Source organism: Phytoactinopolyspora halophila (assembly GCF_003287285.1).
Taxonomy (GTDB): domain Bacteria; phylum Actinomycetota; class Actinomycetes; order Jiangellales; family Jiangellaceae; genus Phytoactinopolyspora_A; species Phytoactinopolyspora_A halophila.
On the sequence record NZ_QMIG01000011.1, the window covers coordinates 42,868 to 58,822 of the forward strand.

The following is a 15,955-nucleotide window of genomic DNA, read 5'->3' on the forward strand; positions in this document are numbered from 1 at the left end:
TTCGGCACTAGAAGGGTGGGATGTCGTCAAGTGGAGCGACCCGCTCATCGAATGGTGCACCGGGTGGTGGGTCGGGTGGCGGGTCGGGTTCCGAATCTGGCCCCGGGCCGGCATGCGCGGCCGGAGCGATTCTGGGCAGCGTGACAGTCTGGGTACGTCCGGTGGGACTGGTCCAGCGCTGGGTACCCGGGGCGACCTGCTCCACAGACCACCCGGCATGGTGCTTTTGCAGATGGCACGACCGGCACAGCGCCGAGCAGTTACAGGCAGACGTCGGCCCCTCCGGATACGGAATGCGATGATCGATCTCGCATCGATACGCCGGCTGGTGACAGCCGGGCATGCGGCACTCGCGATCGCGCAGCAACACGTAGTCCACCAGATCTTGCGGCGGGGTGTACCGGGTGCGCCCGTAATCCAAGGCCCACCCACCGGCCGGGTCGGTGCCGATCCAGCGCCACACCCCAGCCGCCGCCAACCGGCGCGCGGTGTCCGCGTCGATCGGGCCGTAGCCATCCAGCTCACCCGGCTGCTCGTCCAGGCCAAGCAGCGTGGACCAGGGAACCGTCACGTTCACCGTGACCGCGCGGCCATGTGCCCGGGCCAGCGGCTCCCCGAACGCCGAGCCGCATTCCGCGCACCCCGTGCCGCCCAGACGGCCGGACGTCAACGACGCCCATGCCATCGCCGCCAACGCATCCGCACGCCGCTCCCCCGCCGATCGTCCCTGCTGTGCGGCGGTCGGCGGAGGACCGGCGGCGGCGTGACCGGCGGTGGCCTGGTCGGGGTGGGCGGCATGGTCGGCGGTGGCCTGGTCGGGCTGGGCGTTGTGATCGGCGTTGTCGTTGGGCTGGGCGTTGTGATCGGCCGCATCGTGATCGGCGTCGGCTGCGTTGTGGTCGGGCTGGGCGTCGCCCGATGTGGCGGCGGTGAGCGCGGCCATGATCGCAGCGGCCTCTTCAGCGGTCAGATACGCATGCAACCAGGCCATACCGTCAGCATCCGGTTCCATCCACACCGTGCGATCCTTGCGAGCCTTTTCCCGCCGCTCCTTCATCGATTCCGGCGCCAGCTCATGTAGTAACCGCCGCACCACCCGGCCCACCTTCACCGATGTCCAGGCATGCACGTGGGGCAGCACCGCCGCCAGAATCCGCTCTACCAATGCGGCCTCGTGACCGCGCAACACGTCGGTGATGATCTTCGCCCGGCGGGTATCGATCCGCCCTTCGAGCAACGCCCGGTGCACCGCCGGAAACACGTCCCTCAGCTGCACACCCTGATCCACCACCCGCTGCGCCTGTGGCTTCGTCCACGGCCAGGTCAGACACAACTCACTTGCCGTCACCGGTACCGGATGCAACGAATTACGCCCATGCCCCTCACCGGCGCGCATCTCTTCCCGGCTGGTCAGCTCGGCCGCGGCCGCCGCCTGGCGCGCTTGTGCCCAGGCGATGAGCCGCTCCCACCCGGCAACCACATCACCCAGCTCGTGTGCGTCAACGTGACCCAGCGGCACCACGTCCAGCGCCGAGGCCAGCCCTACCCCGGTAGGCATCTCGGCCACGCTGGGGGCATCGCCGAGCTCGGCCGCGAACTCGGCGACAACGAACTCCTCAGAGTCCATTCCCGCTCGAAGCGCGGCAGACTCCGTGGCACTCCACCGATCGATGTCACGCTCGACGAGCGCCACCCATGCGGCTTCGGCCTCCGCAGCCGCATGCGAGCCCGCTACATCACCATTGCGGGGCTCGACCTCGGTACCACGGCTACCATCCATCCCGGCATTCTAATCGAACACCAGTTCCCATACAACCCTCCGACGAGTTCGGATCGCCAACGAAACCGCGGCTGCACAGCGACACCCAAGGCCCTGCTGCCGCGGGCCTTCGGCGATCCTGTCACGCACCTCCCTCTTCGAGCCCATCGCCAGGGTGCAGCCATGTCGCCACGTCACGTACACCGTCGACGACGTGGACGCCACCGGCCGCCATCGCCGAGCGTCCCGGCAGCGTCATGATCCGGCCGTTCTCGACCGCATCCAGCTGCGCGACCGCCTCGTTTCCGAGCAGCCCGTCGAACGACTCCTCGCCACGGCCCAGCACGTCGACGAGAAGGATGGCATCCGGTTCGAGGCCGACGATCTGCTCCGGCTCCGCCGGCATGGTCCGGCTGATCTCCGATCCGTCAACCACGGGCGCACCACCGGCATGCCGCACGATATCCGTCGGCATCGAGCCCGGCCCGGCGATGAACGGATCGCTGGCCTGGTTGGTCAGGACCAGTACCGACGGCTCGTCGGCACCGTCGAGCTGATCCGCGAGCTCGGCCAGGTCTGCCTCCATCTCTGCGATCAGCTTGTCCGCCCGATCGACAGCTCCCAGCGCCTCCCCGATCGTCCGGTAGTTGTCCTGCAACTGCTCGATGCTGCCCCAGTTGTTCTCGATAGTCACGAGCGGCACGTCGGCCTGTTCGAGCAGTTCGCCCGCGTCCTGCTCGCCATCATGCCGGGCCGTCACGACGACCAGGTCGGGGTCCCACGACAGCACCTGCTCCGGATCGACGTTCGCGCTCGAGGGCACGTGATTCGGGACTTGAGCCATCTCATCGGCGTGGTTGCCCAGGTGCTCGTTGGAGGTACTCTCCGGCACGGCCACCAGGCGTTCGGCCCCGACCAGGGTGCGCACCGCCTCGGCCGCGTCACTGGACAACGCCGCTATCTGTGCCGGGCCTTCGTCCGCCGGCTGCGTCACCGGCTCCGTCGACGGCTCGGCGCGCCCGTCGTCGCCGCCACACGCGGCCAAGACGAACAGGAACGCGGGGACTGCGAGGACTGCACACCAGCGTCGGAAACGTCGCCTGTCATCGGACATCTGCACTCACTTTCTCGTGGTCACGCCCTGTCAGGGCGAGCGTCGGCTTGCGGGCCGGACATGACATCGAGCGCCGTCACCCGTAGCGCTCCCGTCGCGACGTCGTCGTCCACGACGGCCCGGACGCCATAGACGTCGGCCAGCGTCTTCTCCGTCAACACCTCGCGTGGCGTCCCGGCCGCCACGAGCCGTCCGCCATCCAGGAGGAACAGCCGATCGCAGAACCGCGCCGCGTGTTCGAGGTCGTGCAGGACGGCGACGACGGCCAACCCGCGGGTGGCCTGGCGGCGCAGCAAGCCCAGGACCTGTAGCTGGTGACGCAGATCGAGCGCAGCGACGGGCTCGTCCAGCAAGAGCACATCGGGTTCGTGCGCGAGTGCCTTGGCCAGGTGAACCAGCTGCCGCTCACCGCCGGAGAGCGTGGTGACGAGCTGGCCAGCCAGTCGCGTGGCGCCCGCTTCGGCCAGCATCGTCCGAGCCACCTCGTAGTCGGCCGGACGCAACGGCTCGAACCGCCCGACGTGCGGGTGCCGTCCCATCAGCACGACGTCGTGGGCGGTGAAGTCGAAATCGAGTGTGGTGTCTTGCGGTACGTAGGCGAGCCGGCGCGCCCGCTCCCGCGCCCGCAGCGCGAGCAACGGGGCGTCACCCACACGTACATCGCCATGCGCCGCCGGTTGGACGCCAGCGAGCACCCGCAGCAGCGTCGTCTTGCCCGCACCGTTGGGGCCGATCAGGCCGGCCATCTCACCCGCGGCGACCGATAGCCGCACGCCGTCGACGATCGTCCGCCCGTCGATGTCGACACGCACGCCGTCCGCGCGCATCAGGCTCGCTCGCTGCCCCATCATGTCCGGGGCGCCCGTCGCCGTCGGAGGACGAGCAGGAGGAAGATCGGCGAGCCGAGAAACGCGGTGACCGTACCGGTCTGCAGGGTGACCGGTGAGAACAGCATCCGGGCGACGAGATCGGCCAGTACCAGGAAGCTCCCCCCGAGGATGGCCGAGCCGGGCAGGAGAATCCGGTGGTCCGGACCGAGAACGAGACGGAGCACGTGCGGTACCACCAGCCCGACGAAGCCGATGATACCGGCTACCGCCACTGCAGCGCCGGTCAACACGGCGGACAGGATCAGCAGGATCCGGCGCAGGCGGACAACGTCGACACCGCTGGCCCGCGCTTGCGCCTCGCCGAGCAGCATCACGTTGAGGTCGCGCGTGAAGGCGAGCACCGCGGTGACTGCGACTACCGTCGGTATCGCGACGATCTGTACGTGACTCCAGGTCCGGGCCACCAGATCGCCGTTGAGCCAGAACACGACGCCGCGCAAGGTGTCGTCGTCGGGTGCGTTCGTCACTATCGCGCTGACCACGGCGCCGAAGAGCGCGTTGAGCGCGATCCCGATGAGCAGCAGGGTGGCCACGGAGCTATCCCGCGGCGCACTGGCGACCGCGTAGACGAGGACGAGAGCGCCGAGCGCCCCGAGAAAGGCCCCTACGGGCAGGACCCAGGCACCGGCAGCCGTCGCTCCGGAAACGATCACGGCGACCGCGGCGACGGCGGCTCCACTGGACACGCCCAGGACACCGGGCTCGGCGAGCGGGTTGCGAAAGAGAGCTTGCATCACGGCGCCCGCGACGCCGAGCCCGGCGCCGACGAACAGGCCGACCAGGACCCGTGGCAGGCGGATGGTGTCGATGATGGCGGCGTGCTCGCTGCCCCGCTCGCCCAGCAACACGCGCGCGGTCTCCGAGAACGGGATCGTGATCGGGCCCAGCGAGACCGCCGCGATCACCGCACCGGCCAGCAGGACGGCGAGCACGGTGAACGCGGCTATGGCCGGGGCAGAGCGCCGGGACGGGGGCGGTGGCGGCACGACCGACGACCCGAGCGACCGCTCGGCCGCCTCGCCATGTTCGGCCGAGGACGCGACGTCGCGCTCGCTCACCGGCTGGGAACTCATCGCACCTCTATATCAAACGACACTCATTATCGTTTTCATACGATAGGCGAGTCCCTAGACCCACACAAATCGCCCGTGGCCGCGTGACAGCGCGCCTCACGTGAGCACCCGAGCGCCCCGTAACCACCAGACAGCGCGTCGCCCGATGGCCGCCTGGCGGCACGTCGCCTGGTGACCGCCCGGCGGCGCGTCGCCGGTGGTTGCTTGACAGCACGCCGTTCGACGCGCATACTCAACCTAGTAGTTAATCAACTAAGGGGTTGAAAACAGTGGTTGACGACCAGCTCAGCCTCACCTTCACCGCCCTGGCGGATCCCACACGCCGCGCAATTCTCGCCCGGCTCGCCGACGGAGACGCCACGGTGAACGAGCTCGCCGAACCCTTCGACATGAGCCTCCAGGCGATCTCGAAGCATCTGAAGGTGCTCGAACGCGCCGGGCTGATCACCCGGGGCCGGGATGCGCAGTGGCGGCCGTGCCGGCTGGAGACAGCACCGCTGGACGACGCAACTGACTGGATCGAGCAGTATCGCAACATCGCGCGCGACCGACTCGACCGCCTCGACCAGGAAATCCAGAAGATCCAACGCACACGGAAAGGAAACGATCATGAGTGACACGGAGATCACCGTTGAACCCGGCCGGCAGGACATCGTCATCAGCCGCGTCTTCGACGCACCACCCGACGTCGTGTTCCGCGCTGTTACCGACCCGGAGCTCGTCCCCGCCTGGTGGGGACCCAAGGCGTACACCACCCGGGTGGACCGCATGGACGCCCAGCCCGGTGGCAGCTGGCGGTTCGTCCATATCGACGACGACGGCGCCGAATACGCCTTCCGCGGCGTCTTTCACGACGTCGTCACCCCCGAGCGCATCGTCCAGACCTTCGAGTTCGAGGGCGCACCGGGACACGTCGCACTCGAGACACTGACACTCGAAGAGGTGGACGGGAAGACGCGCTACGTGACCCAGCAGCTACACCCGTCGGTCGAAGCCCGCGACGCCATGGTGGCGTCTGGCATGGAATCCGGAGTACGGGACACGATCGATCGGCTTGCCGAGCTGGTCACGAGCCTACGCTGATACGGGGCGTAGGTCATGTGCGTCCGGGCGGCCGCCGGCGAACTACGGTTCTCCGGCGGCCGTCACACCACATCGCTCGCGATGCACGTCACGATGCAAGTGCGGTCACCTTGCGCATGACATCTTTGCAGAAGGGGCCGATCTGACTCGGATCGTCGAGGAACTGGGCCGGTTTGATGCAAAAGGTGCCGAAGCCGTACGCGAGCAGGAAGGGAATCACCTCGAGCGCACGATCGAGGTCGGCCACGGGATGATCGTCGCGAAAGACCGCAGGCACGCCGCCGACGAATTCGAGCTCGGACAGCGTACGGCCAGAACCGCTCATCGCGTTGTTGATCTCCTGCATCGATTTCACGTCCAGCAGCGTAAGCAAATGGAGGCCAACGCCATAGCGTGCGATGCGTGACAGCGTTCGGCCGTGCAGCTTCGAACCACCGAACCACAGATCAGGCCCAGAGGGGCGGAACGGCTTGGGTTCGAGGTAGACATCTTGGAAGCGATAATGTTTGCCCTCGAAATCAGCGGGTGAGTCCTGCCACAGGACCTGCCAGGCGGCCAGGTGGTCGTCGAGCAGCTCGCCGCGCCGTTCGAATGGCACGCCGAGCGCGGCGTACTCATCACGGCTCCAGCTGACCGTCGGGAGCACGACGAGCCTGCCGGACGAGAGCAAGTCGAGGGTCGCGAGTTCCTTGGCCAGCAACAGGGGATGGCGCAACGGAGCCAGCACGGCACCCGCGATCAACCGGATCCGCTCCGTGACCGCCGCGATCGCGCTCAGCACCCCTATCGGGCTCGGCCATGGAGTTGCTGGATCTTGATTTCCGGGCATCGCGTCTTCGCGCGGGTTCGCCATCCGCCCCTGAGCGTCCGCATCGGGCCCCAGGACGATGTGTTCACCGATCATGACGCCGTCGAAACCGGCGTCCTCTGCCTCACGGGCCCAACGCACCAACTGCTGGACATCTCGGCCGGACATGATAGTCCAATTCTCACTGAGCGTCAGCACCATCCTTGGTGTCCGCATGCAGGCATGATGTCACCAATTCTGGACTGATCAAAATTCGGGGTGTGCCCGCGGCAGCGCCCATGGTGGAAGCCGTGCTCATGCGGGTAGCCGGGGGCCGGCTCGCGCAGACCACACGATGCGAGACCGCTGCTCGATCTGCCTCGCCAGTGCGTCGTCTCACGTCCACGTGGCCCGCTCCACGTGGCTCGGGTCGACGGCGAGTTCCGCATTTCGCCATCGTGACATGAACGCACCTAATACTGGCGCTGAACATTCTGTGAAACGAGTTCCGTGGGGTAGCCAGAATTTTCGTGGAGGCAGAATTTCCGGAGCTCGGCCAGAATGCCGCACATTCTGATTCATCGAGAATGATGACGACGCACATCAGTTTCTGTCCGAGATATTCACTCGCGGTGGCCACGCGACGACTCCTCTGGCCGGCACCGCCACCGACGGCCTGGCCGCCGTCTCGGACGAAGGTTACGGGTCTTCACAAATTCTTGGCTTTTGGCCTGAAGTCTTCTTGATACTCCAGATGGATACTGGGGAGCGATCGGACCGGCGCACCCGCCGGACCGAGCCACATCACCACCCGGGGTGGTGATGCCCGATACGCCGGCCGGCCGCGGCGTCCCATCTGTCCATCGAGGAGAGGAGCATCGTTGGATGACATCGTCAAGGCATCCAAGCTGACGAAGAAGTACAAGAACACTGTCGCGCTTCGTCATGTCGATATGGAGATCAAACGTGGCCAGATCTATGGTTTCGTCGGGCAGAACGGCGCAGGAAAGAGCACGTTGATCAGGCTGCTCACCGGCGCGGCGCAACCGACCGACGGTGAGATCGAGCTGTTCGGCAAGACCGGTGCCCGCGATCTGGCCAGGGTGCGCAGCCGAACCGGGTGCATCATCGACGGGCCGGCGGTCGCTCCGGGCTTGACCGCGCGGCAGAATCTCGAAGTCCTGCGTCTCCAGCGAGGTCTGCCGGGTGGGAAGTACGTCGACGAAGCTCTGGAGCGAGTCGGTCTCATGGACACCGGGAAGAAGCCGGCGAAGGATTTCTCGATGGGCATGCGGCAACGGCTCGCCATTGCCATCGCGATGCTCGGGGACCCCGAATTCCTCATCCTCGACGAGCCGACCAACGGGCTGGATCCGACCTGGATCATCCAGATCCGTGAAGAACTGACCCGGCTGAACAAGGAGAAGGACGTCACGATCCTCGTATCGAGCCACGTGCTCGCCGAGCTGCACAAGCTGGCGACCGTGTACGGGTTCATCCACCGCGGACAGATGGTGGAACAAATCTCGGCGGCCCAGCTCGACGAGCGATGCCGCAGCTACCTGTGCGTACAGACCGACGATCCGGAACGCACCTCCACGATCTTGGAAGAAACCTTGAAGGTCACGGATTATCGGGTCGGACGCGACAATCTCTTGATGCTCACCGACTTCATCGACGAGCCCGAGCGAGTCGCCGACGCCATCGTCCGCGAGGGCATAGCGCTGAAGTCGCTGTACGTGCAAGGTGACAGCCTCGAAGACTACTTCTCGAGACTGATCGGAGGCGTCGAGCGTGCCTAATCAGTTGCGGTCCGAGTTTTATCGTCTGCTGCATTCGAGATCCCTGCGGCTCATGGGCCTCGTCTTCGGTGCCTTCCTCGTGCTGTTCGGCATCATGACTTTCACCGAGAGCCCGTTCAGCATGGGAACCGTCCGCGGGGAACAGGACGGCATCCCGTTGATCAACGGATTTATCGGCTTCTCCTACGAGAGCTCCGAGCCGTCATTCTGGGAACTGGCGTACACGTCCACGGCCTTCAGCGGCCTGTTGTGGGTCGTTTTCATGGTCTTGAGCACGGACGTGGTGGCCAAGGAGTTCCAGACCGGCACCATCAAACTCTCCGTGGCGCACGGGCAGAACATTTACAAGATCTACCTGTGCAAGTGGGTCGCCACGATCTGCGTACTCGGCGTGATGCATTACGTGTACAGCGCCATCACGTCCGCCGTCACGTTCGCGTACAACGGTGTGGTGCCGAGCGGTGAGGAGCTGGCGCAGCTCCTGGCTCTCGTGTCGTTTCACTTCCTCGTCATGGCCGTCCTCACGGCCATCTGTTTCACCCTGTACGTCATCACGGACAGCACCGTCGCGGTGCTGGCGGTCATTCCCATCTTCATGTTCTCGTCCGTGTTCGTCACGGCCATCTACGGGGACGACCGCAATCTGCTGGCCGAGACCTACCTGAACATCAACCCGATGTATCACCTTTCCCAGGCGTCACGGTTCTGGGCGGAAGGTGAGGTCATCTACAGCACCACGCTGTTCGGCGTCATCGGCATCCCGGTCTTGCTGATACTGTCCTACCTGCTGCTGCGGAGGCGCGAGCTCAAGTAGGACGTGAGCTCGAGTAGCGAATTGGTGGGTGGAGATGTTCTGGGAGCTGGTGCTGGGTGCGAGCCTCCTCACCGTGGCCATCTGCCTGACCAAGCTCCTGCTGGTCAAGACCCACATTCGCCGTTTCCGCGGGCAGCTCGAACGGCTTCGTGAAGATGACACGAGGGAGATCGTCAAGATCTCCCTCGTGGACCGCGAGCTCGAGCGGCTCGCAGTCGAAGTCAATGAGGTCATCACCCATCTGCGGCAGTTGCACATCGACGCGAAGAACAACGAGCACGATCTCAAGATCCAGATCGCCAACATGTCACACGATCTGAAGACCCCGTTGGTAGCTGTCAAGGGATACGTGCAGCTCCTGCAACGTGACCGAGTGTCGCCGGATGAGGCCAGTGGCTATCTGCAGATCATTGCCGAGAAGGCCGACGTGCTCAGCCGGCTCGTCGGGAATTTCTTCGAACTGTCGATCATCGACTCCGACGACTACCAGGTGGACGTGGGCAAGCTCGACATCAACGCGTCACTGACGAACGTCGCGTTGACCTTCTACACGTCCTTTGCGGAGCGAGATATCGAACCCGAAATGGACCTGCCCGACCGAGCTGTCTATGCATGGGCGAACGACATCGCGTTCGAGCGCATCATGCACAATCTCATCGAGAATGCCATCCTGTACACCGAAGGAAAGATCTGGCTGTCGCTGAACGATCGCGGGCACAGCGTCGTCGTAACGGTCAGCAACGAGATCACGAATCCTTCGGCGCTCGACCCTGATCAGCTGTTCAAGCGCTCCTACCGCGCAGACCAGGCTCGTCATTCCTCTCACTCGGGGCTCGGGCTATATATCGTCAAGACCCTGGCGGAGAAGATGAACGCCACCGTACGAGCCAACCTGAGTGATGGGTTTTTCTCGATATCGATAATTCTTACGTCCGACACCTGACCCGGGCCTCAGGGCCGGCCGACGAGCGTTACCGACGAGCTGCCAGGCAGCGCGACGAGATCTGCCCATCGCCATCGCGCTGCCTGCCGGTCCTCAGCTAGACGGGACTGAACGTCCAGTCACTGCGCGGGTTGAGCCACGGGAACGGCTTGTCCGGCACCTCCACGCCCAGTGCCTGGCAAATGGGCTCCCACCCGTCCTGCGGTTTCCACTCCACAAGCCGTTCAGCCGGTACCGACTCGCGGACGGCGGCGAGATGCTGATCGTAGGCCTTGGTCAGGCGCTCGCTGTCATCCCACTGTTCCGACCCGGCAAAGCGCTCCAGAAGTTCCGTGAGGCCGCAGCCGTCGCCCGTCCACCTGTTCGCCACCGCCATGCGTGACACTGGCAACAGCGTCGCGGCCACGCTCTCGTACCACTCCTGCGCACTCTCCCGCTGGGAGAGGATGACCACGGCGTCCGGGTAGTGGGTGATCAGCTCGTCCCAGCACATAGACGTCGGCCAGTCAACGGCGGCCACGTAGCCCTCATATATCTTGTCCCACTCGACGGGCTCGCCCCGGACGGCTTTCGTCCAGTCAGCGCCGAGGTCGAATGGATGGCCAGGGATCACGCTCATGTGATAGCAATCGCCGCCCAGTAACTGCTCAAGCGCCTCTTTGAGGGACGTCGTTCCAGTGCGAGACGGGCCGGCGCCGATAACCGAAAGACCCACTCTGATCTCCCAAGAAGTTTGCCTACAAACGCACGAGTCGTGATGCTACACAGGCGAATGATCACGACGCAAGACACGGATCGCCTCATAACAGGATGTATCACTTATTTCATCACTTAGTAGGTGATCTTTAATTCACATGTAGTTTCACCATCGCTACTCGAGGCCAGGCATCAAGGCCATGCTCGGCTTCTCGACGGCGAATGGCACGCAGGCCGTCCGGCATCTCCTCGTCAGCGAGGTCCCGAAATCCCAGCCTCCGGTAGTAGGGCGCGTTCCACGGCACGTCGGTGTAGGCGGTGAGGGTCAGCCCGGCCAGCCCGTGCTCGTACGCCCAATCACTGGCGGCGTCCACGAGCCGGCGGCCGAGCCCGCGGCGGGCATGGTGCGGGTGCACCGACACCTGCTCGACATGGCCGAATCCGTCCACGACGTCGAGAAGCACGTACGCCACGGGACGGTCGGACTCGTCAGCGATCACCCAGGCGCGACCCGCCTCGTGGAACTCGGTGAGCTGCTCGATTGTCGGCGGAGCGTCGTCGGCGACGGCGTCCATGCCGAGTTCCCGGAACGGCGCACCCGCCGCCCGCTCGATGTCCTGGAGAACAGGGAGATCATCGGTTCTGGCCAGCCGGATCCTCACGATCTCTTTCTACACCATGCTCGAGGAGCTGTTTCAGAACGGCGAACCGCTCGCGCCAGTAGGCTTTCATCTCGGCGGCCGCCTCCGCGCCGGGCAGCTTCTCATGCTCGATCGCCACCCGGGCCTTCGTTTCACCCATGGTGGTGAACCCGACGACGATCCGGCTCGCTTCCCCGTTCCAATCCGCCCGGAACGTCTTCGGTGGCGTGGCCGTACGAACGTCGAGACGGGCCCCGGGAAGCCATTGCTGGCGAAGATCGGCGTCGTCGAACGCCTCGAAGAGGCGCTGCACGGGCACGGCGATCGTCTTGCTGGCATTTGCCGAGAACGTCCCGTCAGTTCGCTGGCCGGGAGCACGCATGCCGCGCTCCTGCTCGTAAGCGACGGTGATGCTCTGCGCCCACCAGCCTGGGACACCGTGTTCCTCCACGAGCCACGCGGCGATCTCGGTATGCGTGCGCGACGTGGCGTCCCACCCGTCCAGCAGCGAGAACCACTGGTCCCAGCCTCGGCCAGTGCGTTCCTGCACGGACGCTTCCGAACGCCGGAGTGCACGGACGCCGTTCTCGGAGGCACTATCGGGTGCTTCTTGCCGGGTCGTGTCCGGGGTCGATTCCCGAGTGGATGCACCGAGTACCTGACGCCGAGCGGTGGTATAGCTCTCGCCCGTCTTGTCCATACGCGCGCGAACTCGGGATTTGAGCGACTTCTGCCTGGTCATCACATGCTCCCATCAACGGCGCGGCGACCGGACTCACGCTCCTGGCCGACCCCGCCGGATAGGGCATACTCACCGGCATCCCGAGAACATCAACGTCCCCTTTGCCTCCACAACGCCGGTGGCGTGAGCACCGGAACTGGAGGTGAGGCGCGGGATGCGCGCCTCGTCAAGGCTACAGGACCGTCCGCATGCACTGCAACACCGACTCTACTTGACACTTATCGAACGTGAGTTCGACAATTGGCGAGTGGGAACAGCCAGGCGCCAACGCACGGCAGCGGCGCTGGCCAGTGTTTCAGGCGCACCCGTCGGTATCGCCTCCGAAAACACGGTCGGCGCGGCTTCCGACGATACCGGTCTACCGGTACTTCCCGCGTTGCAGGCACTGATCCCAGCATTGCGGCCGGGCCAGACGATGGAGATCGACGACGCGGGTGGGCTCGCACTGGCACTGCTCGCCGGGCCGTCACGAGCCGGGTCGTGGTGCGGGATCGTCGGCGTGCCCGACTGCGGAATCGTCGCGGCCTCCGAACTGGGATGCGATCTCGACCGGCTGCTCCTGGTCGACGAGCCAGGCGAGCGCTGGGCCGACGTCGTGGCCACCCTGCTCGAGGCGGTCGATGTCGTCCTGCTGCGCCCGCCCACCCGGCCGCAGATCAACCTCGCCCGCCGGTTGGTGGCGCTGGCGCGCACATCCGGGGCGGTACTCCTCGTGGCCGGCGCCCCCTGGGAAGGCTCGGCAGCCCGGCTGCGGATCGAATCGTCGCTGTGGCTAGGCGTGGAACAGGGCCACGGGCACCTGCGTAGCCGCCGCGTGAAGGCCGTCGCCGAAGGGCGGCTCACCGGCGGGCGCCCTCGCTCTGCCTGGTTGTGGCTCCCCGGATCAGACGGCTCGGTGAGCGATGCCGGGCTCGCCCCGGTTCCCGACCTCAACACCCCGGACGAGCACGGCAGCACGGCCGAGCACGGCAGCACGGACGGGCGGACCCTGCCGGCGGCCAAGCAGACGCCATCCGATCCGGCGGCACTGGCGAACCCGAACGCGTCGACAACCAGCACCGATGTGGCCTGACGGCCGCCGGTACGGTATCCGTGACTCGTGATGATCGTGGTTGTGCCCGCGATCACGAAATCCGGCCGCCGTGCCGGTCCAGCCGCTCGATCAGGAAATCTTCCCAGGTTCGCCGGCCCACCGCCCGTTCGGGCGCCAGATTCGCACCGTCCCGAAATGCACGGGCCGCCGCGCCAGGAACCCTGACGGGTACCATCAGCCGGTGCCGGCGAGCCGCCCGCAGATACCCGCGGAGCAACTCGTTCATCCCATAGACCCGGGGTCCGGCGATGTCGGGCACGAGGCCGGCTGGTTCGCCGAGAGCGAGCTCGACGAGCCGCGTCGCGACTTCGTCGGCGTCAACCGGCTGGAAGCGAAAGCCAGCCGGGACCGGCATCACCGGCAGTTTCGCCATGCCTCGGGCCGCCGTCAGGATCAGGTCATGGAATTGGGTGGCACGCACGGTGGTCCATGGCAGTCCGGAGTCGGCAACGACGTGCTCGGCGGCCCGCTTGGCGGCGAAGTAGCCGAACATGGCGCGATCGACGCCGCTGACGACGGGGACACGTTCGGCACCGACCACCGAGATGTAGACCAGGTGTGGCGCCCCGGCCCGCGACGCCGCCCGGACCAGCGTGCGAGCCTTGTCCTCATCACCTTTGGAGCTGCCCGCACAGTGCACGATGGTCTCGACTCCGTCCACCGCGGCATCAAGCCCTTCGCCGGTGGCCAGATCGCCGACCACGTACTCGATACCGTCCCCGGGATCGTGGCCGCTCCGGCTGAGAACCCGCACTTCGCAACCAGCATCCAGCAAACGGGGCGTGACGAGGCGCCCGAGCGTGCCCGTTCCGCCGGTCACCAGAAGGTGGGAGGTCATGGTCCCTCCAATCGCTCGATCGGGATTCGATCTCCCCGTCACATCAGCGAGGTTTCGGGGGTCTACCTTCATGACACCCCGTGGCGGAGGAACGTGACGTGATGGACGAGAAGGCATGGTTGACCGAGCGTTTCGAGGACCACCGGGCCCGCCTGCGCGCGGTGGCCTACCAGATGCTCGGCTCGTTCAACGACGCCGACGATGCCGTCCAAGAAGCCTGGCTGCGCGTCAGCCGCGCCGGCGCCGGCAATGTCGAGAACGTCGGTGGGTGGCTGACGACGGTCGTGGCGCGGGTGTGCCTGAACATGCTGCGCACGCGGGAAAGACGGCGCGAGGAATCCTTCGACGTGCACCTGCCCGACCCCGTCGTCAGCCGCGCCGACGAGGGCGATCCCGAGCAGGAAGCGTTGCTGGCCGACTCGGTCGGGCTGGCACTCCTCGTGGTGCTCGACACCCTCAAGCCTGCCGAGCGGCTCGCGTTCGTGCTGCACGACATGTTCGCCGTGCCGTTCGATCAGATCGCCCCGATGGTCGAACGCTCCCCGGCCGCCGCCAGACAGCTCGCCAGCCGTGCCCGCCACCGCGTGCGAGGAGCGGCGCCGGATCCCGATTCCGATCTCACACGCCAGCGCGAAGTGGTCGATGCCTACTTCGCCGCCGTCCGGGATGGCGACCTCGACGCCCTCGTCGCCGTGCTCGCCCCCGACGTCGTGCTGCGGGCCGACGGCGGCACGGCGCGCGCTCGCCACACCTCCGTGATCCGGGGAGCAAGAGACGTGGCCGCTCAGGCAGCCAAGGCCACGCGGCTCGCTCCGTTCGTGCAACCAGCGCTGATCAACGGAACCGCCGGGGCAGTGGCTATCGCCGGAGGGCGGGCGTTCTCCATCATGGCCTTCACCGTGGCACACGGGCAGATCGCCACCATCGACGTGCTCGTGGACCCCGAACGCCTCGCCCACCTCGACCTGGAAGCCTTCGGCATCACGCCGAGCATCGTCACTGCGGAGGGTGTCACTGCCGAGGGTCGTTTCCGACCAGACCGTCCACGGCCTCGCAAATGAGGTCGGCGTGGCCGGTGTGGCGGAGGTACTCCTCGATCGTGTCGATCAAGGGACGGCGGAGGTCGGGACGCTCGCCAGAGGGAGTGGCGAATGTCGATGGCTGGTCGAGGTTGCTATACGCGAGCACGTGCCGTCCGATCAGGGGCGGCGGTTCGCAAGGACGCAGAACTCGTTGCCCTCTGGGTCGGCAAGTACGATCCAGCTCTCCTCGCCTTGGCCGACGTCGACGTGTCGAGCACCTAGGTCGAGCAGCCGACGAACTTCTTCGTCCTGCTCCCTGTCGGTTGGGTTGACGTCGATGTGGAGCCTGTTCTTGCCGCTCTTGCCCTCGGGCACGTGCGCGAATGTCAACGTCGGTGGCACTGGGCCAAGGTGGTTCTTGCCTTCAGGCACCAAAGGGGAGCCAATCGTGACAATTCCGTCGTCTTCATCTTGCACCTCGTAGTCCAGGACCGAGCACCAGAACCGGGCAAGACCGTGGGGCTCGGCACAGTCGATCGCAAGCTCGGTGAACTTACTGGTCATGTCAGGACCTCCCAGTCACGTAGCAGAGTCCGCCAAACGCCACACACTAAACCATTCCACTTGACATTTGTCGAACACCCGTTCGATAGTTGAG

Annotated in this window: 18 protein-coding genes; 7 read left to right on the forward strand and 11 right to left on the reverse strand. The window is 65.8% G+C overall.

Annotated features, from left to right (window positions below; genetic code table 11):
• Positions 1–7: 7 nt before the first annotated feature.
• The 4 genes from DPM12_RS12200 to DPM12_RS12215 all read right to left on the reverse strand — a co-directional run bounded on the left by DPM12_RS12200 (position 8) and on the right by DPM12_RS12215 (position 4,836).
• Entirely contained in the window at positions 8–1,780 is a 1,773-nt protein-coding gene (locus DPM12_RS12200) for an HNH endonuclease signature motif containing protein (protein ID WP_112258601.1), read from the reverse strand.
• Between the two features lie 121 nt (positions 1,781–1,901).
• Positions 1,902–2,873 carry an ABC transporter substrate-binding protein gene (locus DPM12_RS12205; RefSeq protein WP_123788396.1) on the reverse strand — a complete coding sequence of 324 codons (972 nt, stop codon included), beginning with the start codon at positions 2,871–2,873 and terminating at the stop codon, positions 1,902–1,904.
• A 20-nt stretch (positions 2,874–2,893) separates the two neighbouring features.
• Positions 2,894–3,724, reverse strand: a complete 831-nt coding sequence (locus DPM12_RS12210) for an ABC transporter ATP-binding protein (RefSeq protein WP_112258603.1) — start codon at positions 3,722–3,724, stop codon at positions 2,894–2,896.
• Positions 3,721–4,836: a FecCD family ABC transporter permease gene (locus DPM12_RS12215; RefSeq protein WP_112258604.1), complete on the reverse strand. Its 1,116-nt coding sequence runs from the start codon at positions 4,834–4,836 to the stop codon at positions 3,721–3,723. Before DPM12_RS12215 ends, DPM12_RS12210 begins: the two co-directional genes overlap by 4 nt.
• Before the next feature lie 269 nt (positions 4,837–5,105).
• On the opposite strand from DPM12_RS12215, the gene DPM12_RS12220 reads away from it, so the two are divergent.
• Positions 5,106–5,453: an ArsR/SmtB family transcription factor gene (locus DPM12_RS12220; protein ID WP_112258605.1), complete on the forward strand. Its 348-nt coding sequence runs from the start codon at positions 5,106–5,108 to the stop codon at positions 5,451–5,453.
• Positions 5,446–5,919, forward strand: a complete 474-nt coding sequence (locus DPM12_RS12225; protein ID WP_112258606.1) for an SRPBCC family protein — start codon at positions 5,446–5,448, stop codon at positions 5,917–5,919. The genes DPM12_RS12220 and DPM12_RS12225 overlap by 8 nt, the downstream gene beginning before the upstream one ends.
• A gap of 88 nt (positions 5,920–6,007) precedes the next feature.
• On the opposite strand, the gene DPM12_RS12230 is transcribed toward DPM12_RS12225, so the two are convergent.
• Positions 6,008–6,943, reverse strand: a complete 936-nt coding sequence (locus tag DPM12_RS12230) for a TIGR03619 family F420-dependent LLM class oxidoreductase (protein ID WP_342778781.1) — start codon at positions 6,941–6,943, stop codon at positions 6,008–6,010.
• Between the two features lie 644 nt (positions 6,944–7,587).
• Between DPM12_RS12230 and DPM12_RS12235 the strand changes: the two genes are divergently transcribed.
• Genes DPM12_RS12235 through DPM12_RS12245 form a run of 3 tightly spaced genes read left to right on the forward strand, consistent with a single transcriptional unit; the run spans position 7,588 to position 10,265 of the window.
• Entirely contained in the window at positions 7,588–8,508 is a 921-nt protein-coding gene (locus tag DPM12_RS12235) for an ABC transporter ATP-binding protein (protein ID WP_211658908.1), read from the forward strand.
• Positions 8,501–9,322, forward strand: coding sequence for an ABC transporter permease subunit (locus DPM12_RS12240; protein WP_123788395.1), 822 nt, complete (start codon positions 8,501–8,503; stop codon positions 9,320–9,322). The genes DPM12_RS12235 and DPM12_RS12240 overlap by 8 nt, the downstream gene beginning before the upstream one ends.
• A gap of 34 nt (positions 9,323–9,356) precedes the next feature.
• Positions 9,357–10,265 (forward strand): sensor histidine kinase, encoded by a 909-nt coding sequence (locus DPM12_RS12245; protein ID WP_123788394.1) that lies wholly within the window; start codon positions 9,357–9,359, stop codon positions 10,263–10,265.
• Between the two features lie 97 nt (positions 10,266–10,362).
• Here DPM12_RS12245 and DPM12_RS12250 read toward each other — a convergent pair whose 3' ends face one another.
• From DPM12_RS12250 to DPM12_RS12260, 3 genes are all read right to left on the reverse strand, one after another.
• The gene (locus tag DPM12_RS12250; protein ID WP_158542872.1) at positions 10,363–10,980 is read right to left on the reverse strand and encodes a sulfotransferase family protein; all 618 of its coding nucleotides are present in this window, start codon (positions 10,978–10,980) and stop codon (positions 10,363–10,365) included.
• 130 nt (positions 10,981–11,110) lie between these two features.
• Positions 11,111–11,623, reverse strand: a complete 513-nt coding sequence (locus DPM12_RS12255; RefSeq protein WP_211658910.1) for a GNAT family N-acetyltransferase — start codon at positions 11,621–11,623, stop codon at positions 11,111–11,113.
• Positions 11,595–12,344 carry a DUF4287 domain-containing protein gene (locus tag DPM12_RS12260; RefSeq protein ID WP_112258611.1) on the reverse strand — a complete coding sequence of 250 codons (750 nt, stop codon included), beginning with the start codon at positions 12,342–12,344 and terminating at the stop codon, positions 11,595–11,597. Before DPM12_RS12260 ends, DPM12_RS12255 begins: the two co-directional genes overlap by 29 nt.
• A gap of 247 nt (positions 12,345–12,591) precedes the next feature.
• On the opposite strand from DPM12_RS12260, the gene DPM12_RS12265 reads away from it, so the two are divergent.
• Complete coding sequence (locus DPM12_RS12265) at positions 12,592–13,416, forward strand: hypothetical protein (RefSeq protein WP_211658912.1); 825 nt, start codon at positions 12,592–12,594, stop codon at positions 13,414–13,416.
• 52 nt (positions 13,417–13,468) lie between these two features.
• Here DPM12_RS12265 and DPM12_RS12270 read toward each other — a convergent pair whose 3' ends face one another.
• Positions 13,469–14,275 (reverse strand): SDR family oxidoreductase, encoded by an 807-nt coding sequence (locus tag DPM12_RS12270; protein ID WP_112258612.1) that lies wholly within the window; start codon positions 14,273–14,275, stop codon positions 13,469–13,471.
• A 101-nt stretch (positions 14,276–14,376) separates the two neighbouring features.
• Here DPM12_RS12270 and sigJ point away from each other — a divergent pair, with 101 nt between their 5' ends.
• Positions 14,377–15,336 carry an RNA polymerase sigma factor SigJ gene (gene sigJ, locus DPM12_RS12275; RefSeq protein ID WP_112258686.1) on the forward strand — a complete coding sequence of 320 codons (960 nt, stop codon included), beginning with the start codon at positions 14,377–14,379 and terminating at the stop codon, positions 15,334–15,336.
• Here the strand turns inward: sigJ and DPM12_RS24295 are convergent.
• Both DPM12_RS24295 and DPM12_RS12285 read right to left on the reverse strand, forming a co-directional pair.
• Entirely contained in the window at positions 15,287–15,463 is a 177-nt protein-coding gene (locus tag DPM12_RS24295; RefSeq protein WP_211658916.1) for a mycothiol transferase, read from the reverse strand. The genes sigJ and DPM12_RS24295 overlap by 50 nt on opposite strands.
• 11 nt (positions 15,464–15,474) lie before the next feature.
• On the reverse strand, positions 15,475–15,861 hold the full coding sequence (locus tag DPM12_RS12285) for a VOC family protein (RefSeq protein ID WP_112258614.1): 387 nt from the start codon (positions 15,859–15,861) through the stop codon (positions 15,475–15,477).
• Positions 15,862–15,955 lie beyond the last annotated feature (94 nt).